16 protein-coding genes and 1 pseudogene are annotated in these 20,344 nt (G+C 37.5%); 11 read left to right on the plus strand and 6 right to left on the minus strand.

From position 1 onward, the window contains the following. Positions 1-172: 172 nt before the first annotated feature. The 5 genes and pseudogenes from RIV7116_RS29135 to RIV7116_RS37715 form a co-directional block, all read left to right on the plus strand. Positions 173-463 carry a hypothetical protein gene (locus RIV7116_RS29135; protein ID WP_044291249.1) on the plus strand — a complete coding sequence of 97 codons (291 nt, stop codon included), beginning with the start codon at positions 173-175 and terminating at the stop codon, positions 461-463. Further along, positions 457-1,023 carry a hypothetical protein gene (locus tag RIV7116_RS29140; RefSeq protein ID WP_015121925.1) on the plus strand — a complete coding sequence of 189 codons (567 nt, stop codon included), beginning with the start codon at positions 457-459 and terminating at the stop codon, positions 1,021-1,023. Before RIV7116_RS29135 ends, RIV7116_RS29140 begins: the two co-directional genes overlap by 7 nt. Positions 1,024-1,336: 313 nt before the next feature. Then, positions 1,337-2,389: a type 2 isopentenyl-diphosphate Delta-isomerase gene (gene fni / locus RIV7116_RS29145; RefSeq protein WP_015121926.1), complete on the plus strand. Its 1,053-nt coding sequence runs from the start codon at positions 1,337-1,339 to the stop codon at positions 2,387-2,389. 218 nt (positions 2,390-2,607) lie between these two features. Beyond that, the gene (sppA, locus tag RIV7116_RS29150) at positions 2,608-4,443 is read left to right on the plus strand and encodes a signal peptide peptidase SppA (protein ID WP_015121927.1); all 1,836 of its coding nucleotides are present in this window, start codon (positions 2,608-2,610) and stop codon (positions 4,441-4,443) included. A gap of 406 nt (positions 4,444-4,849) precedes the next feature. Beyond that, positions 4,850-5,068, plus strand: a pseudogene (locus RIV7116_RS37715) (AAA-like domain-containing protein); the annotation flags it as partial. Positions 5,069-5,210: 142 nt separating this feature from the next. Here RIV7116_RS37715 and RIV7116_RS29155 read toward each other — a convergent pair. Together RIV7116_RS29155 and RIV7116_RS29160 are read right to left on the minus strand one after the other, a co-directional pair. Then, positions 5,211-6,551: a cytochrome P450 gene (locus tag RIV7116_RS29155; protein ID WP_015121928.1), complete on the minus strand. Its 1,341-nt coding sequence runs from the start codon at positions 6,549-6,551 to the stop codon at positions 5,211-5,213. 157 nt (positions 6,552-6,708) lie between these two features. Further along, positions 6,709-7,317 (minus strand): TMEM175 family protein, encoded by a 609-nt coding sequence (locus RIV7116_RS29160; RefSeq protein WP_015121929.1) that lies wholly within the window; start codon positions 7,315-7,317, stop codon positions 6,709-6,711. A 138-nt stretch (positions 7,318-7,455) separates the two neighbouring features. Here RIV7116_RS29160 and RIV7116_RS29165 point away from each other — a divergent pair, with 138 nt between their 5' ends. From RIV7116_RS29165 to RIV7116_RS29180, 4 genes are all read left to right on the plus strand, one after another. Further along, on the plus strand, positions 7,456-8,115 hold the full coding sequence (locus tag RIV7116_RS29165; RefSeq protein ID WP_015121930.1) for a TetR/AcrR family transcriptional regulator: 660 nt from the start codon (positions 7,456-7,458) through the stop codon (positions 8,113-8,115). Between the two features lie 1,106 nt (positions 8,116-9,221). Then, complete coding sequence (crtW, locus tag RIV7116_RS29170; protein ID WP_015121931.1) at positions 9,222-10,007, plus strand: beta-carotene ketolase CrtW; 786 nt, start codon at positions 9,222-9,224, stop codon at positions 10,005-10,007. 290 nt (positions 10,008-10,297) lie between these two features. Then, the gene (locus tag RIV7116_RS29175) at positions 10,298-11,011 is read left to right on the plus strand and encodes a choice-of-anchor E domain-containing protein (RefSeq protein WP_015121932.1); all 714 of its coding nucleotides are present in this window, start codon (positions 10,298-10,300) and stop codon (positions 11,009-11,011) included. 245 nt (positions 11,012-11,256) lie between these two features. Continuing rightward, positions 11,257-11,499 carry a hypothetical protein gene (locus tag RIV7116_RS29180; RefSeq protein ID WP_015121933.1) on the plus strand — a complete coding sequence of 81 codons (243 nt, stop codon included), beginning with the start codon at positions 11,257-11,259 and terminating at the stop codon, positions 11,497-11,499. Between the two features lie 187 nt (positions 11,500-11,686). On the opposite strand, the gene RIV7116_RS29185 is transcribed toward RIV7116_RS29180, so the two are convergent. Then, positions 11,687-12,337 carry a GDYXXLXY domain-containing protein gene (locus RIV7116_RS29185; RefSeq protein ID WP_015121934.1) on the minus strand — a complete coding sequence of 217 codons (651 nt, stop codon included), beginning with the start codon at positions 12,335-12,337 and terminating at the stop codon, positions 11,687-11,689. Positions 12,338-12,512: 175 nt separating this feature from the next. Further along, complete coding sequence (locus RIV7116_RS29190) at positions 12,513-13,907, minus strand: DUF2157 domain-containing protein (RefSeq protein WP_015121935.1); 1,395 nt, start codon at positions 13,905-13,907, stop codon at positions 12,513-12,515. An 84-nt stretch (positions 13,908-13,991) separates the two neighbouring features. On the opposite strand from RIV7116_RS29190, the gene RIV7116_RS29195 reads away from it, so the two are divergent. Then, positions 13,992-14,435: a nucleoside deaminase gene (locus tag RIV7116_RS29195; protein WP_015121936.1), complete on the plus strand. Its 444-nt coding sequence runs from the start codon at positions 13,992-13,994 to the stop codon at positions 14,433-14,435. A gap of 137 nt (positions 14,436-14,572) precedes the next feature. Here the strand turns inward: RIV7116_RS29195 and RIV7116_RS29200 are convergent, their stop codons facing one another. Then, entirely contained in the window at positions 14,573-15,322 is a 750-nt protein-coding gene (locus tag RIV7116_RS29200) for a DUF364 domain-containing protein (RefSeq protein WP_015121937.1), read from the minus strand. Between the two features lie 741 nt (positions 15,323-16,063). After that, positions 16,064-18,667 carry a right-handed parallel beta-helix repeat-containing protein gene (locus RIV7116_RS34305; RefSeq protein ID WP_015121938.1) on the minus strand — a complete coding sequence of 868 codons (2,604 nt, stop codon included), beginning with the start codon at positions 18,665-18,667 and terminating at the stop codon, positions 16,064-16,066. An 881-nt stretch (positions 18,668-19,548) separates the two neighbouring features. Here RIV7116_RS34305 and RIV7116_RS29210 point away from each other — a divergent pair. Further along, positions 19,549-20,295 carry a hypothetical protein gene (locus RIV7116_RS29210; protein ID WP_015121939.1) on the plus strand — a complete coding sequence of 249 codons (747 nt, stop codon included), beginning with the start codon at positions 19,549-19,551 and terminating at the stop codon, positions 20,293-20,295. Positions 20,296-20,344 lie beyond the last annotated feature (49 nt).

The following is a 20,344-nucleotide window of genomic DNA, read 5'->3' on the forward strand; positions in this document are numbered from 1 at the left end:
AGGTAAACGCGGAGGAAGAAAAAACATTAGTAACTATAATGCGGCTTCTGAAATTTTGCGTAAAAAAACATATATATATATTCTCGTAAAAGGTTTATAGAATCCTGATAAGCAATGATAGGGTTTAAAAAGCTCTTTTATACTCCGCAAAAATCTGAACAGATACGTAATTATGTCTAACAATGCTTACACTACTGGTGAAAATCTTTTGGGATTTGAAGAAAGTGTTTTAGAGGATTTAGGTCAAGGATATAACTTAGTTGATGTTGCGTATGGTGATGGTAAGTGGGTTGGAATTTATCAAGACACACCTGGGAATAGTAGTTTTATCGCTGTAAGCAGTGCTGAGGAACTTACACAAACTGTTCAACAGCAGTGGGAGCAAGGAGGATATCGCTTAACTGATGTTGAATACGGTGAAGCACTGCGTTGCGGAGGTTCCCTCCGTTGTAGCAAGTGCTGAACCCGAAGGGTGATGGTGTTTGGTTCGGGACTTTTGAAGAAAATTATGGTGCTAATACTTATAGCCTTTCAACCAGTCTTACTGAACTTACAGAAGATATTTCAGAAGTATGGAATTGGAATAAAGGATATGACTTAGTTGATGTTGAATACGGTGATGGTATCTGGTTTGGGACTTTTCGAGATGTTCCTGGTACTGGTGGTTATAACACTGCAAGCAGTATTGATGAATTCAAACAAGATATTTCAGCAAGATGGGAAGAAGGATATGACTTAGTTGATGTTGAATACGGTGATGGTATCTGGTTTGGGGTTTTTCAACAAAATTACAGTATTAACAGTGGTTATGTCTCTGGAAGCACTTTTGATGAACTTCTAGCAGATGGTAAAGAATTATTTAGCCAAGGATACGAATTAGTTAATGTTGAATACGGTGATGGTATTTGGTTTGGGACTATAGAAAAACAGACTGATACGGCTTTCTATGACAGCTACCTCGATTCATCACTACAGTTAACTGAGATAAGCTTAGAGCCAGATTTTTTATTACAGGATTTTTGAAAAGTCAGGTATATTGTAAAAAAGCTCTCTCAGTATACGCTGTGAATAGATATTACGCGGCACCGAGAAAAATCCTACCGTCCTACCTACGTTCGTTGTCAAAAAATCTAGTCCACGCAGGTGGACTTCGTAATTGTAGCCCCAGACTTTCAGTCTGCGGGCTTACCAATTACCAATTAACAATTACCCATCACCAATCCCCATCCCCAATTACGAATTGCGAATTGTTAAAAAGGCGCATATTTGACTCCAAAAAAACCCAAAATACCGGAGACTGAAAAAATAGCAGTTAATATTAATCCCAGTCTCCACCGTGAAGATTTCTACAAATTACTCAGCAGCAACCGAATCCCGTAAAGCCGACCACATCCGCATCTGTCTGGAGGAAGATGTTCAGTTTCGTCAAACTACTAGTGGGTTGGAAAGATATCGTTTTGACCATTGTTGTCTACCAGAAATTGACCGCTCGGAAATTGACATCAGTACTACATTTTTAGGTAAACCTATGAATGCACCGTTGCTAATTTCTTCGATGACTGGGGGAACTCAAGAAGCTAAAACTATCAATACTCGTTTAGCGAAAGTTGCTCAACATTACAGGTTGGCTATGGGTGTCGGCTCTCAACGAGTTGCGGTAGAGAATCCGCAGGTTTCTGATACTTTTGCAGTTCGCAAATATGCTCCCGATATATTATTGTTTGCTAATTTGGGAGCAATTCAACTCAATTACAGTTACGGTTTGGATGAATGTCTGCGAGTTGTCGATCTTCTCGAAGCCGATGCGCTGATTTTGCATCTCAACCCGCTACAAGAATGCATTCAGCCCAAAGGTGATACTAATTTCTGTGGAGTTTTGGACAAAATTGCCACTTTATGCGATAAATTACCGGTACCTGTAATTGTTAAAGAAGTCGGTAATGGCATTTCAGCGAAAATGGCTCATAAGCTGATTGGTGCAGGAGTGACGGCGATTGATGTGGCTGGCGCGGGGGGCACTTCTTGGGCTTTGGTAGAAAGCGAGCGTGCTGATAATGTTTTACAGCGGCGTTTGGGTAGAACCTTCGCTGATTGGGGCGTACCAACCGCTGAGTGCATCACCGGAATCAGCGCGATCGCACCGGAGATACCTTTGATTGCTTCGGGAGGTTTGCGTCATGGCGTGGATGTGGCAAAAGCTATTGCGTTAGGAGCGGATTTAGCTGGATTGGCGATGCCGTTTTTGCAAGCTGCAACATCATCGGAAGCTACACTTTACGATTTAGCAAAAGTTTTAATTGCGGAAATTAGCACCGTACTATTTTGTACTGGTAACGCTACACTAGAACAGCTTAAACATTCTGATAGTTTACAAAAAGCAGTTGAATAATTCTATATCTCAATTATTGAGCATTTTTTCGGTGTTAGGAACAATATTTTTAGGAGACATTAGAAATATAAGGTAAATAATGCAGGATAATTTTTGAAATATGAAGTAATGCACGGAGGAAAATTTTGACAAGGTAGTTGTGCTTATGCGCTTATGCACTACTACAATTTTTACAATATAGTTAAGCGTAAATATTTATTAGTAAAACCGGGGATAATATGCGTAATTTTATTAAACAAACTTTTGCTAGCTTAATTGGAAGTTTATTAGGGCTGTTTATTTTTGGAGGTATCAGTACTGTAGGATTTTTCTTATTAGTTTTTGCTGCCGCTTCTTCAGATTCAGGACCAAAAGTAAAAGATTCTTCAATGTTGGTATTTGATTTATCAACTCAAATTACTGATGGAAAACCCGATTCCGGTTTAGTTTTACAGCAAGCGCTTTCGGGTAATTATCGGAAGCAGATGACATTACGTTCGGTTTTAGATGCTTTGGAAAAAGCTCGTACCGATAAGCAAATTGTAGGGGTTTATTTGGATGCAAGAGACGCATCGGGAGCGGGAAGTGCGGGTTTTGCAACTCTTAAGGAGATTCGTCAGGCATTAGCAAAATTTCGCGATTCTGGTAAAAAAGTTGTTGCTTACGGTGTGGGATGGGGTGAAAAAGAATACTATCTCAGTTCGGTGGCGAATACCGTTATGGTTAATCCTTATGGAGGAATGGAAATTAATGGTTTCAGCTCGCAACCGATGTTTTTAGCTGGAGCTTTGGAAAAGTTTGGTGTTGGAGTGCAGATTGTTCGGGTAGGAAAGTTCAAAGGTGCAGTTGAGCCTTTGGTTTTAAAACAATTAAGTCCAGAAAATCGCGAGCAAATTCAAACATTATTGAATGATTTATGGGGTGAATGGCGCGGTACTGTAGGTAAAAGTCGTAAAATGACTCCCCAGCAGCTACAAACAATTGCCGATACTAAAGGTCTTTTGGAACCCGATGAAGCTAAAACCAACCGTTTGGTGGATAAAGTAGCATATTTTGATGAAGTAGTTACAGAACTTAAAGAGTTTACCAAAACCGACAGTAAAGAAAAATCTTTTAAACAAATTGATATAGATGAATACGCTCAAATTGCTGATAAAAGTTTGAGTAAAAGAAGTTCAGAAAATAAAATAGCGGTAGTTTATGCAGAGGGTGGTATAGTTAACGGCAATGGTGATGCTGGAGAAGTCGGAGGAACCCGCTTTGCTAAGATTTTCCGCCGTCTTCGTCAAGATAAAGATGTCAAAGCGGTGGTTTTACGGGTAAATTCTCCCGGTGGTAGCGCTACTGCATCGGAAATAATTCAACGAGAAATTAAATTAACTCGCGATGTGAAGCCAGTTGTGGTATCGATGGGCGATACAGCCGCATCCGGTGGTTATTGGATAGCTGTAGATTCCAACCGCATTTTTGCCGAACCAAATACAATTACGGGTTCGATTGGCGTATTTGGCAGCATACCCAATATTCAAAAATTAGCTAACGACAACGGTATTACTTGGGATAGTGTCAAAACAGGAAAATACGCCGACATTGGTACTACAACTCGTCCCCAATCGCAAGCAGAACTAGCTATATTTCAAAACAGCGTCAATCGAATTTACAATAAATTTCTCGAAAAAGTCGCTAAAGGTAGAAATTTGCCTCAAGCCAAGGTTGCAGAAATTGCTCAAGGAAGAGTTTGGTCTGGTAAAACTGCAAAAGACATTGGTTTAGTCGATGAAATTGGTGGTTTAGATGCAGCTATCGAATATGCTGCAACAGAAGCAAAGTTAGGAGAAAAATGGCAATTACAAGAGTATCCCAAAGCCAGTAGCTTTAGCGAAAGATTTTTTGGAAAGGCTTCAGAAGAAACTCAAACTATTTTTAAAAGTAGCAAGAACAAAAATATACTCGAATCAAATCATCCTTTGACAGTTGAATTTAAGAAATTAAAAGCAGAAATAGCAGCCGTACAAAATATGAATGACCCTTCCGGTGTATATGCTCGTTTACCTTTTAATTTGATAATTGAGTAGAATCGATTATCAATAATTGATTGGTGTATATTCCCAAAGCGGGCAGGAATGCCCGCATGAAACGATTTTGAATGATTTATCTTTGTCTTGTATAAAATATACCGTTAAGTACTAAACCGTTTCTATCTCCGGGTACGTAAAAAGCAATATGATTGGTTTGTTTACCATCGGGATAATTGAAAGTTAAGTCATATCCGTTTATTCTAAAATTTCCATAATTGCGACTATTGCGACTCCCAACACCACTTCCACTACGTCTACCTCTGCGATTACGAGTTGAAGCATCTACGCCTATAAAGCTAGAACTTTGAAATTGACCATTGGGATAAAAAACAAATTTACCTTCATTGTACCGATTAACGCGAGGCGCTCTACCAATAATTAAACCAACAGAACGAAAGGACCCTTAAACAGTCATTTAAGAAGACATTTAATAGCTTTAGAAGCACAACCAGAATTAGCAATTGCTTTTCAAAAAGTTATTAATTCAAGTTGTCCAGTTAATATACCTGCTTTGGAAATGTTTAAATTACATAGTATGGGATTAGTCACAATAAAGAGGAGTAAAGCAATTCTATATTGCCAACTTTATCGTCAGTATTTTCGAGAAATGAATAGATTTTAAAAACTTGTTTAAAATAATTGTACGGTGTGTAACGGCTATAATATTAATATTACGGTATGTCATTGCGAGCGAAGCAATCCCAAGGACTCGGATTATTTCATTCCACTCGCAATGACAAATGTTCATCCGAACATAATATTACTTAAACACTTTTCAGCACAACCTGAATACCTGTCTTCGGACGCAGAGTAACTGAAGGTTGTTTCTCAATTACCTGGTTGGGTACAAGTTCTAGGTGAAACGACTGGGCTATTGTAGCTAGCAATAATACCGCTTCCATCATGGCGAAGCTTTTACCAATGCAAACACGCGGTCCATCACCAAAGGGGAAATATACACCTCGTGGTAAAGTTTTCTCAAAATCATTAGCCCAACGCTCTGGATTAAACACTTCTGGATTTGTAAAATAGCGAGAATCGTGATGCATCACCCATTGACTGATATTAAGGGTTGTTCCTTTGGGAATACTGTATCCGCCAATTTCACAATCCTCTGTGGCTTGTCTGCTTAAGTCAGTAACAGTAGGATATAGTCGTAAAGCTTCTTTAATCACCATAGTTGTGTAGGGTAGCCGCTGCAAATCTTCAATGGTGGGCGCATTACCCTGCAAAACAGCCTTTAGCTCTTCGTCTAGTTTGGCTCTAATATCAGGATTTTCTCCGAGCAGCATCCATGCCCAAGACAGTGTATTGGCGGTGGTTTCATGTCCTGCTACGATGAGGGTCGCGACTTCGTCTCGTAGCTGCCGGTTTGTCATGCGGCTACCATCGTCAGCATCTTCTACTTTCATCAGCATACCCAGCAAGTCATTGCCATACTCGCCAGTTTCGCGGCGATGCTCAATCATGGCATAAACTGTTTCATCAAGCAACACAATAGCATCCTCATAACGCTTATCTGCGGGTGTCTTTGTTTCATCTCCAGCTAAGAGTGAATTAGTCTTTTCAACAAACCAATTCATAGCTTCTTCTACTGCTTGAGCAACATTTCCCGCATCTCCACCTGCAATATCCTGGTTGAAAATAGTTTTCATCACAATATTGAGAGTGAGATGCATCATTTCTTGATGTATATCTAAAGTATCCTCAGCTTTCCAATTCTCTAACATCCGCTGAGTGTATTCAACCATAGTTTCACCGTAACCGTTAATTCGTCTTTGGTGAAAAATAGGTTGAGCAAGCCGTCGCTGACGCTGCCAAAAACTTCCTTCGCTGGTCAACAAACCGTTGCCTAATAAAGTCTTTAGCAATTCCATATCTTCTGCTTTCACAAATAACTGTCTGTCTCTGAGAACTTGAGTTATGTGTTCGGGATTTGTGAGAAGACAAAATAGGTCGTTTTCTAACTGGATAGGGACAATTTCTCCATATTTGCGAGCGCAGCCTGTCATAAATGCTAAGGGATCTTGACCATATTCTTCTATAGCTGTAGCTGCATCTGGTCCAGATAAACTTAGTATACTTTGACCCTGGTTGCTTGTCATGATGTTTCCTCAAAAAGCGAGTTTAGTTCATGTTTATACAATATGAGCTTAATTCATGTTTTGTCAATAGGGGATTGGAAAAATAGTACAAATTGTTTCAGAAACTAGACCTTAAAAGATGTGTAGCGTGATGTCCGGCAAATTAAATTGCCTGTTTTTATTTGTTTTCTTGTTTATTGATTCTGAATAACCTTTGAATCAGAAAAATCAATGGGAATCCAACTATAAATGTCAGTATCCAACCCAAGGGATGAATTAATGCACCCCCGATTGCGAATAGGGAAACAATGGGTTCAACATAGCTTTCTTGTCGAATTTGACGAATGATTTGGTCTGACAAATCCTGACTGACCAAATGCCGATTTTTAGTCGCATAAATCCAGGCTGCCGTGGAAAATATACCTACTCCCGCTGCCGAAAAACTGTAGAAACACTGAATTATAAAAACACCATCATAGATTGTGGATAAATCATTAGCGTAAGGTAAAAGAACAATGAAAAGTAAGGAGAGTAGGTTAAGCCATATGTGAACGGTATCGGTTTGCTTGTAGTATCGAAACTGTTGGAGATGGGTAATCCAATAGAAAGCAATTCCGATGAATGTCAAAATATAAACCGCTAATGATGGCAATTGCTGTTGCACAAATGCAATCACTTCCTGGGGTGTCATCTCTTTCTGTGGAAGCGGCTCAAAAGTCAGGGCCATTATGGTCATGGCTACGGCAAAAATTATATCGCTCAGTCGAGATAAACGTTGAAGTTCCATTTGAAAGAGTAGTGATTAGTGAGTAGTAAATTCTATAAGGCACTTGTCTGGGAGAGACTTAAACAGTTAGAATGCGAGCATAGTTCATGTTAGCTATGATTCTAGGAAAGCTCATTTTTGTCAAGGGGATGCAAAAAAATGGCAGAAAATTCGTCTAATACCGCAGCTAGAAAACGTCGCAAACCAAGACAAGCTCGTAGTTTGGAGCGAGTTAATCGAATTTTGGATGTATCGGAGAAAATGTTTGTTGAGAAAGGATATGCTGCAACGACAACTAAAGCGATCGCGTCACAAGCAAAGGTTCCTATTGGTTCGTTGTATCAGTTTTTCCCAGATAAAGCAGCTATTTTGCAGGCTTTAGCCGAGCGGTATGGTGACTTGTTTCGAGAGCAATTTCAGAGCTTTGATACCCTGGAGATGACACAGTTCCCTTTAGTTGATTATGTAGATAGGATAACTGATGGAGTAGAGCAATTTTTTTCAGAGCATCCCGGCTTTCGTGCGGTTTTTATGGAGGTGCAAGCGACTATACCAGAGGTAGATGATGCATTTGATACCGAACTGATTCAGACCTTAGCAAAACTTTTACCGAAGCGCAACCCATCATTAAATGTAGAAGATTATGATGCGATCGCCTTCGTTATGGTCAAAGCAATTGGTAATTTGATTTGGTTATCTTTGGGACAAAGTCCTGATTTTCGTGCAAGACTGGTAAAAGAAACAAAGCGCCTGACTTTAAACTATTTACAAAGCTATTTCTCAGTTGAGTCTTCAGAAGTAGGAGATAGTTTAAAGTAATTCTTGTGACATTAACCACCTTTTGTAATTGTGAGACTGTCGGAAATTGTAAAATCTTCGTCAGATACGATTTCTCCGAGAGAAGCATCTATAAAACCTACCTGCTTGATAGTTTTTCCAGATGAAATTAAAGGGTCATCTAATGTAGTATTGACACCAGAAATGGAATCATAATCATCATTATTATTATTTGCTTCTATGCTGTTGAAAGTTGAAGGTTCATCATTAACAATTAGAACAGTATTTGATTCTCTCTGTATTTATTTATCTTAATTTTGATTACTGAAAGGTGAAATATAGCCACGAGAATAGCCTAACCAAGGAACTAGTTTATTCATACAAAAATACCCAATTAGTTTATCAGCAATTACTGTAACTAATTAGATATTTATTGTCGTTATGAAAAAGTATGAAAAAGTATTTGATATTCTCTATGCATACCTTTGCGTAAACCTCAGCGTCACTGTGCATTTAATTAAATACTTTTTAATGCAGAGAAGCGCAAAGGTCAACGCGGAGTTACACAGAGAGTTATAATTTTTTATTTTAGAGTTTGTTTATCAACCCAATAAAGATGAAATTTTTCTCGATTAATAGGATTATAAATTTTAATTTTATCTTGCTTTTTACAAATAAATCCTGTTAACAACAATTCTATTTACTCGGGTGAATTATTCGTAAATTGGAATTATTTTACATCAATTTAATCGAACGACTTCTACCAAAAATTCAAAGTCCAATAACTTATTAACCAACAAATAAATTTCTCATCATGACTACCCACAAATCTACATTATTCTTGAACAGAACATCCGCTATTTTGATAGCAATATCTAGCATATTAATTAACATTCCCGCTCAAGCAAATTGTTCCAATAATTCAACCAAGTTATCTACTGTATCCCAATTGTCAGCAAGTAACAAAAGCAATGAAACGGAAAATATAGTCTAAATAGCAGCCTTTACTCATTACAAAAAAGCGAGAAAATGTAGTCTACATATATTTAATTATTGAAAATAATTCAGTATACTAATTTTGATTTTTTCTATTACCCTTCCCTTGACTCTAAGAGTATTTTTGGGAATAAAACCGAATTACTATTTTTATGTCTTCATTCTTAATCGATATCTTGCCAAAAAAATTGAGACAATTAATCCAATATAGTCAAGCTTACATCGGATTAATAATTGCTTTTGCTATTATCACTGCATGGACAACCAGTCTAATCATATTTACCAATATCAACATTCCCGAAACTAATAAAATATTGATTATATTTTCAATTTTATGGCAAGCATTTTTGTTTACAGGACTATTTATAACTGCCCATGATGCAATGCATGGTATCGTTTTTCCAATAAATCCTAAAATAAATAATTTAATTGGTCATATAGCTGTAGGTTTATATGCTTTTTTCTCTTATAAAAAATTATTAAAAAGACACTGGCAACATCATCAAAATCCAGCCAGCGAACTTGACCCAGATTACCATAATGGTAAACATAAAAATTTTTTTGCTTGGTACTTTTATTTCATGTTTCGCTATTGGAGTTGGTTGCGCTTTTCAGGAATGACAATCGCTTACCATTCCGTAAGAATTATATTCCATATTCCAGAAATTAACTTAATATTATTTTGGGCAATACCGTTACTACTTAGCTCAATTCAGCTATTTTATTTCGGAACATATTTACCCCACCGAAAACCATCAGGAGGATATCAAAATTCTCACCGCGCTCAAAGCATTTACCGTCCATTTCTTTGGTCTTTTATTACCTGCTATCATTTCGGTTACCACGAAGAACATCATAAATATCCTTCTGTTACTTGGTGGGAGCTTCCGAGAATTATAAAAAATAATAAAGCCCTAAAATCAGTACAAACACCATAGACGCTGACTATTTCAAGGAATATATTTAATTTGAGCAGTTAAGTTTGTAAAATATTAACCGTTCATTCATAAAATTTTTACTAACTGAATCTATTTAACTTAAATAATTGAGTCATTACTTACAAAAAAAATATATATCTGGATATATCCGGAGTTTTTTTGTAAATATTTCATGAATATGCTTAAGTAATATTGCTTAAAATAATTAACTCAATTAATCTCTTTTAAAGACACAAGGGTGCGTTGAACAAAAATCATAAAAACGCAAACAGTATATAGGTTTAATAATTATGCATCTATCCATTTCCAAAACAAAGGTGATGGTGGCAGCTTTTGCTGCAATATTAGCGCCCATTCATGCCGCACAAGCATCTACACTGCAATACGAAAATTCGATTGATTTAGAAAAAACTAATTTTTCAAAACAAATTACTTTACCAAAATTTGACAGCAGCCTAGGGGATTTAGAAAGCGTTTTATTTGAATTAAGTGGCAAGGTAGAGGGTTCTGTTGAGTTAGAAAACAGAGATGCTCAAGCAGCTTTGGTTACGGGAAATCTTGCAGCAGAAATTAGTTTAACAAAGCCTGATAGTTCTTTATTACTTGTAGCTTTGCCGACTGCATCAATTGAACAAAATTTAGAAGCATACGATGAAGTCTTAGATTTTGATGGTACTTCCGGCGTAAAACTAACAGAAATATCTGATTCTGCAAAAGAATCAGCACTTTTCACTATCCCAGATGACTTTACCCCCTTCGTAGGCGATGGTAGTTTTAATCTATTTGTTGATGCTATGGGTATCTCGAAAGCTACCGGACCTGGTAATCTAGTAGCTGGTTTTGAAACTTTTGCTGGTGCTTCAGTATCCGTTACTTATACTTACGCTAAAAAAGATGAACCCCCACGCAAAAGAAAAGTACCAGAGTCAGGCTTGCCCGTAACTATATTTATCGGTTTGGCAGCCACAATGGTTTTAACTAAATCCAAAATTAGATTTGTTTAACATAGCGCTTTTGAGTTGATATTAAACGCCGTTTGTATTTCCAAAATGTGACATAAAACTACAAGCGAAACCTGCATAGGCGGGTTTCGCTATTCCGCATGAGACAACACTACATAAACCTCAGAGACAGAAACTCAAAATCAGTTAAAAAATATTTACTTTTTATACAAACTATGCTGACAAAGTATGAATTTTTATGTACATTGGATAGAGAATTAATACTAAAGATATTTTAAAACCTATCTATGGATAGAAAAAATAAGCGCCTATTAATGCTAGTTGTTTCCTGTAGCTTTGCTGGTGTAGTGCTTGGAGGTACTTCTAGCTGGGCGGAAAGTACCATGTGTATCAACGCGACTAAGGTAACAAGTGAATGTCTGACTCAAGATCCCATTAGTAAAACGATGCAAGGAATGAGTACTGGCTTATTAGCAGGAGCCGGTGCCGCTTTTGGTGCAGCTTGGCAATTACGTAACGAAGACAGTTAACAGTGAGCAGTGAGCAGTGAGCAGTTAAAAATAAAGCTGTGGATTTGATAATTTTTACAGGTTTTTGTTTAACTAAAGTCTTGAATCCAAGGGCTTAAGCTCTGATTAAGAACTTTGTTAGCTATTAACTATTAATTGCTAATTATTCACTGTTCACTGATAACTGTTCACTAATAACAGTTCACTGTCAAAACCGATAATTTTTTTCTTTCACCCACATGCTTACAGGTACCGATTTACCTTGGGAATCAACTTTTATTTCCACTACGATAGGTTGTCTATCTCTTTGAGTTGTGCTTCGTCTTGCTTGAGATATATTTTTGTTAATTTGATTGCGTTGGTCTTCTGGCATATTATATTGTTCTAAACCGTATTTAACCCGACCATATCTATAATTGCCTTTCAAAGCGACTTGATTATCTGGAAGAGAATCGGGAATTTCTTTACTTAAACGTATTGGTTTCCATGCTTTGGGAATTTTCTCGTCAGTTGATTTAACTTCTTGGAGAATTACATAAAAACTTTTCCCATCTTTTAATACATCTTTGCTGCCGGGAAGTTTTTCTAAAGTGCCTCTTGTGGAGATATCGTAACTTAGAATTTGATAATAACCTGTTAATAAGCTATAGGGATCTACAGGTACGGTTTGTAAAATTACAGTTATACCTGTAATGTAAGTGTAAGCTGATTGTGCTGGTATCGAGAAAAGTAAACCAGCTTGGATTAATAAAGGTATTACAAATCTAAGAATTGGAATTGGTTTATTATTTGGAAACGAATCTCCCTTAAAATCGGGAATAAGTTCTTTCTCTGACGATTCATCTGGAAAAGGTTTCATAATTAGTTGTTAGTTGTTAGTACTTAGTGGTTACTCCTTTCCCGCTGATAGATTACTGGCGTTGAGTGAGGGGGAAGAGGGGGTAGAGGTAGATTTTGATAGAAAATTTTAAAGTGGGTTGGGAGTAGTTGTTAGTTGTTAAATAAATAGTTATTCCCTGGTAACTGTTTACTGTTCACTGTTCACTGCTTACTGAATTTAGATGACGTTCAAACCACAATCCTGCGCCAATAACAGCAACTCCGCATAAAACGAAAACTAAAGATTTAAGTAATAAAGCTGTATCGTATTCCAGCATTCGGGAAATAATTTGCAGCGTTAGTAAAATCATTCCTCCCCAAAAAGCACGTCTTTGATTAGATTCCAATCCTTGACGAATCATTCCGCAAGCTAATAATGCTAACAATAGATTGAAAACACAAATTGCTAAAAACCACATTTCACCAATATTTTGTTTTAAAATCGGTGCCAAAGCAGCCATTATCACAAATATAGCAATTGTAATATTATTGATACTAATTATTTGAAGTTGCCGGTTACGTTTTGGACGGAGTAAATTAAACCACTGATATAGACTTAAAGCTGTAATAATCAGCAAATCTATTAATAAAAATAAGTTTGATATTGAATTGTATTCATTAGAATAATCAGCAAATCGCCAATATAACCGGAAAGACAGGATATAGAATAAAACACTGAAGAACAACAGCGCCACATTACGCGCAACCGATTGAAACCATCTTTGATCGACTTTCGGAAAAAGTAAATCGTCATAACTCCACAGTAATGCTCCTGGTAGTGCAAAAGCAAAAGAAATTATCCAGGTTGTTCCGTAATATTTACCTAGATTAAATTGCAGCGAAATAGCAAAAGCAATTGTAGATAATGCAAAAATCCATCGCGATTTACAGATATACGCTAAGGGAACAAATAGCCCCAACCAAAGAAGTGGCATATGCTCTAACATTAGTATTGATAAAGACAATTCATACAAATTAGTCCATAATCTTCCTAAGCCGATAAAATAACCAATGTTAATCAAGACGAAAGCAAACACTCCTAAAGAAGCCAAGCGCAAGCCATAAGCCATTACCAAAACGCCAATTCCCCAGAATAAATACAGTTCGTAATCGGAACCGCTTATATGGAATGTCTGCGCCATAAACGCCATATTTGCGCCTAAAAGTAGAGCGCCTAAAAGCAGTAAACCATGTCCAAAGACTCGCTTACGCTGCCGTCGTTTTTTCCCTGCATTGTCGAATACAGGTTCTCTCCAAAGGAAAAAACCAATAATATTTGTTGCAAAAAATAGACTTAATAGTAAAACTAACTTTACTTCACGAGACCATGCTTGCCAATTCGCAGCGACAAAAGTAATTGCTCCTAAGCCTACGAGTATACAACCGACTCCAATCAAAATAAAAATAAATCTATCTTGAGCAACATTATCTAAACTATCAAACTGATACCTTTGGGATAATTGTTCGTATTGAGAATCCTGTATTATTCCTTCATCACGCCAAAGTTGCGCTTCCTTACGTAATTTAGCCCTGAAACTGTCTATGATCATAATAGTTAACAACTAGACCTATGATTGTATAGTCGTAATTTAACAGTTCACTGTTCACTGTTCACTGTTCATTGATAACTGATTATGTCTCCTGAAGAAATAATGCAAATGGCGATCGCCGAAGCTGAAAAGAGCGAAACCCCTTTTGGTGCGGTGATTGTGAAGGATAACGAAATAGTTGAGAAAGCCGGTAATACCGTAGAATCAGATGCAGATCCAAGCTGTCACGCTGAAGTTAATGTTCTACGTAAATTAACCAAACGTTTGAAAACTGCGGCTTTAGAATCAGGGTATACACTGTATTCTACCTGCGAACCCTGTGCAATGTGTGCTGCGACTATCTTTTGGGCTGGTGTTTCCGAAATAGTTTATGGTGCAGGTGCTTCAGATTTTGAAGATGATTACAACCCCAACATGATTAATATGTCATGTGAAGAAGTAATAACTAAATCTCCAGCTTCCATAAAAATCAAATCCGGGATATTAAAAGAAGAATGCAAAAAGCTACACAGTAGATTTCCGCTTTAAACAGTGAACAGTGAACAGTGAACAGTAAAGAATTAATTCCTAATTCCTAACTCCTAACTCTTCACCTTTAACCTTTAACCTTTAACCTTTAACCTCTAACCTTTAACCTTTAACCTTTGACCTTTAACCTTAATTACTCACAACTCAACTACACTATATTGAATCCCAGTTTCAAAGATTTTCACGCCACCACCTTCGGCAACTGTTTCTCTTAAAGCTTGTAAATTGGTAACTTTAATTCCTGCTAAATAATCGATTCCCATTTGCTTTAAGTCTGGCAACCAAGGAAGAGTTGGTCCCATTAAAACTAATTTAGAATTTTTTGCTAACTGAACTAAGCGAGGAAAGGTTTTATTCGCAATAGAAGTAGCAGTTAAAAATACCCATTCGGCTTCCGGTAGCAAATATTCTGAAGCTGGTGCGGGAAAATCTTGTGGTCCCGGATTTAATTCGATTACTTTCATTTGCATTTCTTCGGAATATTTATTCAATCCCGGATAGCGTCCAATTATGCAAACATTTTTGTGACGAATCTGTGGTAAAAAATGCTCGAATACTGCTAAATTTGCCGAACTATCGGGAGATAAAAGCGTACCAGTATCGGGTAAATTTGAAGAGGAATTGATAACAGAATTAATCGCTGCCATTCCGATAGTTGCTTGATAGGGATTCCACGAACGCAGCCAAGGAGCTAAATCGGAAATTGATTTATTTACTAAAGTTCCGGAAAAAGGTAACGTCCGAGTCAGCATTCCTGGACTCATGCATAAACCAGCACCTTCAGTTAAGCATAAAGTCCAAGTTAAACCGATGATAATTTCTTTTGTTTGGGTATTTTTATTGCCATAATCTAACATTAAATCGTAGATTTCACGAGGGTTAATCATAGTTATAAATCGGAGAAGCAAATCATTATTTATATTAGAAATAACAATTTTAGTGAAAGATTAATGTAGTTATTGGCGCTGAATGCTATCTGAAGAAAAAATAACAGTTTTCAATTGCTTAAGTAGGTAGGTGCAAATACAACGAACTAAGTAACGAAATGTAAATTAGCCGAAACCCTTGAGATGAGCCGCAGCTTTGCTGAATGCTTCGCTTCATTTCATTTCGCTCGCAATGACATAGTTATAAATTTTCTCACCCACCTACTTAAATTGTGTTGAAGCAGTGCTGACGATTTTTGCATTCGGAAGCATAATTTTGATAAATGAACCTTTTGTTACTTACAGCACTTAGCAGGTAAATGAGGTACAAGACTGTACTGTAAAGCTCTTATAGTACGGGCAGGAATGCCCGTCCGAATGTACTTCACTAAAATAAAATCTGCTGTATTTTCCGGTTAAACATAAATTAGGTAAATTAGAAAAAAGCTGTATTTTGAACTTTATTAACCGGTTTTACCGGGTTAGGACTTACGCAAGTGGCACATTTTGCTTGTAGGGGAGGCAAAAAGGGGTGTAGATTTTCTTCCCCCTTTATTGCCGTTGCTAGTACACTGATTGATTCTGAACGCAATAATAAGGTTTTCCTGTCACGCACCAACCAAAGGCTTATGACAATTGCGTAAGTCCTGCGGGTATCTCAATAGTTCAAAATTTCAAATTATTACTGCATAATATGGAAAATTATGCGCTCTCAACAGTAACAGTGAAAGTCAAATCGCTAAAATCTTTGTCGCCCCCGCCATACATATCCTCAAAGGCAAAGCCGTTATCTAAAGATTTGAGGTGCTCTATCCCATCTGGATTAGCATTGCCAAAACCAAAGTAGGCATTTAATGCGTTTCCATTCATATTATTAGTAGGATTTTTGTCCAGAAACTCTTGTGGAGTACCATTCGTAATCAAGTATGGTGCTAAAATTATTCCCCCATCAACCTTTGTGGTTAAGTTAGCATTATCTGCATCGAACTCTAATTCAGTAATACGTTGGTTGAGTGCTGCTGTTTCATAGCCTTTTTCTCCCGGTAAAATAAGCTGATTTGTAACTTTATCGACCACACTACCATCTAAGTCCAAGACTTCGTAAAAGCCTCCTGAATTGCTATAGAATGCCGTACTGTTAATATCATCTAAAATCAACGAAACTTTTTGATCGATTCGATCATCTTTATCGAAATCAACGTTCCGGAGATTTACTATTCCATTGATGACAGGTTCTGAAACTTCAGAAACTAAAGAGTCATTTTCTGTAGATGACTGAGGCTCAGTTATGTTCGGGCTTTGTGGAGTCAAAGAATTAGAGTTGAGTTCTAATGCTTCTACATCTTCAATGGGAGAGAATTCAATATAATCAAAGCGAGCGAATTCACCTTGGTTACTATTTCCTTCGATTTTAAAGGTGTCACCAGACTGTAGTTGCACTTTTTCTATGGCAATACGGCTAGTTTTAGCGGCGGGTTTTGCCCAACCATCGGGTAAATCCTGGTTAAAGATAAAACTTGTAGTCTCTTCTTCTACAGTGACCTTAGCTCTAGATTGACCGTCGTTTTCGTCATAGTAACCTACCTCTACCTGATAAGTTCCAGCTTCACCATTAAACGTGCCTGTAGCAAAGCCTTTATTCCCACGAGTCCCTTTAAGAGAGATATGTTTACCACCACTAGCACCAGAGCCTTCTACAGTTTCAACTTGATAACCATTTAGAGTCAGTTCCTCAGCTTCATAACGTAAGGGTTCATTGTTAAGAACTGTGGGAGGTGATTCAGACTCAGGCTCAGGGCTGTTTGGACTTTGCGAATTAGAAGGGTTCGAGGTAAATTCAAATGCTCCTACATCTGGACTACTATCTCGTACTACACCGCGTTGGTCAGTTTTTATACTTGTACTAGTGCCTGCATCAATTGCAGGACTATTAGACTTGAGAGGACGCACTAAAGAACCATTGATAGTTTGCAATGAGTCTAACTTCGGGTCAACTATTTGAGAGCCTTCGACAACTCTTCCCCTTCCGTCGGGTTCTGAAAATTCTATATTTCCTCCGCCATCTATAAGCTGAAAGGAAGTTTGCGTTCCATTATTTGAGCTATTATTAGCAACGATTGAATTACTCAGGGTAATTTCATTCTTACCTGAGAACCACAGTGCCCCAGCTCCATCGCCAGCAGTATTATCAACGATAGTAGAGTTGCTAATGCTTATAGGAGCGCTCGATGGCGGATTGATGAAGATACCGCCTCCCGCGTCGAAAGTTTCTTCATCATCAGAGACAGCCCGATTGCCAGATAAAGTAGTGTTTTCAATGGTGAGTGGGTTAGGTCCATCATACCAAAGACCTCCACCTTGCATTTCTGAAGTGTTATCAGCAATAGTGGTATTACGGATTGTCAGTTCGCCTAGTCCTCCTCTGATACCGCCACCTAGAGCAATTCCCTTGCTACTTTTGCTCAGAGAGTTGTTGATAACTGTACTGTCTTCTACAAATACTTTGTCCTGCTTGTAAGAAAATAGAAATAATCCTCCTCCATGACCAGCGGCTTCATTCCCTTCAAACTGACTATTGCGAATAGCAATGGTTCCAGGTTCACTCCCTCTTGGTCCACCAGGACTAGCACCATCGGTAAAGATTGCTCCACCTCCGTCTTTGGCACTATTTTTAAGAAAAACAGAGTTTTCGACGGTTAATGGACCGAGCAAACTATAGATAGCTCCACCCGTTATACCTTTGTTATTAGTGAAACGGCTATTTTCAACAGTCAAGCCTTGAGTTTGCTGGGCAGCAATTGCACCTGCGCTAAAACCAGAATTAGCAGGAGTGCCATCGTTGTTATCAAAACTACTATTCAAGACTGTGCCTTGAGAACGATAGTCCAGGTAGATTCCTGCACCTCGATCGGCTACGTTATCTTTGAACTCGACATTATCTATAGTGAGAGTAGCATAGTCATCAGCGAAAACTCCTCCACCTCTTAACTCTGCTTTATTGTCCTTAACTTTGCCGCTAACTGCTTTAGCATCACTAACAGTTAAGTTTTTTAGCGTAAAGTCTTTTCCTCTACCTACAAAGAAAACCCGACTGGATTTATTGCCGCTAATGGTAAAGTTTTCGGCATCTGCTCCATCAATACTCAAATCTTTGTCGATATCTAATTGACCGCTAGTAAGCGTTATCTTCTTGTTAGCAAGGGCGGAATCGAAGCGAACAGTATCGCCAGAATTTGCATTTAAGATAGCTTCTCTAAGGGTTCCTTCTCCACTGTCTGCGGTGCTAGTAACTGTAATAATGGCCATATTTTCCAATGTTGATTACATCAATTGGTAGAATACACTGGTCAATATAACTACAAAAAATCCACTTGAATACTAACAATATTTTTTCAAATACGCAAAGTTTATTCGTAAAAATAGAACAAGTATCGGTAAGTATAATTACTCTTTTTTACGAAAAAGACAAGATTCATACTTCCTCAATTTCTTGCCTTTTGAAACTGTATATTAAAAACATTATTTGAACGTATATCAGCCACTACAATCGGCAATTTGTTTATTTACCAAAGGGGTATTTTGAAGAGCAACAAGTTCAATTTCCCCATTTTCATTACGCATAAAACCAGTCGCTTCTACAATGACTGATTGATTTGATACCCGTGTATTTTCAATAATATTATTATCTCGTTTACGAAATGCTGATAAATCGCGAATATTTGACCAATTTAGATTTAAATCAACAGATTCGGTGGGATTTTGTGGTATTCTATGCCTTCCGGTAGCGACAAAAGTACTATCAGTGTTGCTAGAACATACTTGTATTTTTTTTTATGAATTTGTGAATCAAGTAAATAATTGTACTAGTTGTGACTAACTGGATTTGTCATTCCCGAATTGTAGATACAGCATATTTAGTTTTGGTAAAGTACATTCGGACGGGCAGGAATGCCCCGCAGTTGCTACAACGGAACCTCCGCGACTCGCTGCTCTCCATCCTACAAGAGTTTCAGAATATAGCTTTGTACCTCATTTAGCTGCAAAGTGCTGTATAACTAACATCTTGCACTATTGTTAATCTGAAATTACTCCCAAGTAAAAAAACTACTCCCCTCTCGGCTTTATGATCGCCTAACTTATTTAAGGAGGAAGTAACTCTTAGCCAGCTTTTTGTAAGCTAATATCAAATGAAAAATTTTATTACAGAAGATATTCTTAACTGCTTAGATAGAGCAGCAGCAAATTTATATTTTCCAGGTTTTGATAATATGAATTACGATATGGTAACTGCTCGTCTAACGGGATTCCGAAACGATGCTAATTGGGCTTTGACGATAGAAGAAATAGTTAGTTGGTACGGCTTAAATGGTGTTGAACCAGTCTTGGTTATTTCTGCATTCGGAAGCCGTGTTTTAATAAACGAACCTTTCGCTACTTATTTCCCAGTTAAGTATTCATTGGGTGAATTAGAAAGAAGCAAAGAAGAAGATTATCAAGATATGTCCGTAGCAGGAATTATTTGCGACGAAGGATTTGATGTATGGGAAGATTCGGAGCAAGAAATCCCGGACTATTTGTTAGTAGTGATTCGCGGTAAGAAAATTATAGTTCACTCAAGGGAAATTCCGAGACATCTTCAGATAAAAGATAACTTTAATTTTGACCTGACAATTCATATCGCAAACAAATATCGCACGCAAATTCTAGCAACTGAAACAGAATTAAGAGAAATAGTACCTGAAGAATTAACTCAAATTATTCAACTAGACAATTGGCATCATCCCGATGTCTATAACCCTAATTCTGAATTTTATATACCTAGTAAAACCAAATCTATGCAGATGATTGCTGAAGTGCTTGTATCTGGTAATCCAGAATTATATCAACCATGTGAGGAGAATAATGTTGACTGGCGAAAATGGATTGTTAAGTAAAAAGCTGTTCAAACGTCGGGAGACGTAGCACTGCTACGTCTCTACAATA

Origin of the sequence: Rivularia sp. PCC 7116, assembly GCF_000316665.1 — a bacterium.
In the GTDB taxonomy this organism is placed as follows: Bacteria; Cyanobacteriota; Cyanobacteriia; order Cyanobacteriales; family Nostocaceae; genus Rivularia.

What these genes read in the sequence shown, in the direction of transcription:
- RIV7116_RS29135 (WP_044291249.1), top strand. Translation starts at nt 173, where the DNA reads ATGTCTAACAATGCTTACACTACTGGTGAAAATCTTTTGGGATTTGAA.
- sppA (WP_015121927.1), top strand. Translation starts at nt 2,608, where the DNA reads ATGCGTAATTTTATTAAACAAACTTTTGCTAGCTTAATTGGAAGTTTA.
- RIV7116_RS29155 (WP_015121928.1), bottom strand. Translation starts at nt 6,551, where the DNA reads ATGACAAGCAACCAGGGTCAAAGTATACTAAGTTTATCTGGACCAGAT.
- RIV7116_RS29160 (WP_015121929.1), bottom strand. Translation starts at nt 7,317, where the DNA reads ATGGAACTTCAACGTTTATCTCGACTGAGCGATATAATTTTTGCCGTA.
- RIV7116_RS29165 (WP_015121930.1), top strand. Translation starts at nt 7,456, where the DNA reads ATGGCAGAAAATTCGTCTAATACCGCAGCTAGAAAACGTCGCAAACCA.
- crtW (WP_015121931.1), top strand. Translation starts at nt 9,222, where the DNA reads ATGTCTTCATTCTTAATCGATATCTTGCCAAAAAAATTGAGACAATTA.
- RIV7116_RS29175 (WP_015121932.1), top strand. Translation starts at nt 10,298, where the DNA reads ATGCATCTATCCATTTCCAAAACAAAGGTGATGGTGGCAGCTTTTGCT.
- RIV7116_RS29180 (WP_015121933.1), top strand. Translation starts at nt 11,257, where the DNA reads ATGGATAGAAAAAATAAGCGCCTATTAATGCTAGTTGTTTCCTGTAGC.
- RIV7116_RS29185 (WP_015121934.1), bottom strand. Translation starts at nt 12,337, where the DNA reads ATGAAACCTTTTCCAGATGAATCGTCAGAGAAAGAACTTATTCCCGAT.
- RIV7116_RS29190 (WP_015121935.1), bottom strand. Translation starts at nt 13,907, where the DNA reads ATGATCATAGACAGTTTCAGGGCTAAATTACGTAAGGAAGCGCAACTT.
- RIV7116_RS29195 (WP_015121936.1), top strand. Translation starts at nt 13,992, where the DNA reads ATGTCTCCTGAAGAAATAATGCAAATGGCGATCGCCGAAGCTGAAAAG.
- RIV7116_RS29200 (WP_015121937.1), bottom strand. Translation starts at nt 15,322, where the DNA reads ATGATTAACCCTCGTGAAATCTACGATTTAATGTTAGATTATGGCAAT.
- RIV7116_RS34305 (WP_015121938.1), bottom strand. Translation starts at nt 18,667, where the DNA reads ATGGCCATTATTACAGTTACTAGCACCGCAGACAGTGGAGAAGGAACC.
- RIV7116_RS29210 (WP_015121939.1), top strand. Translation starts at nt 19,549, where the DNA reads ATGAAAAATTTTATTACAGAAGATATTCTTAACTGCTTAGATAGAGCA.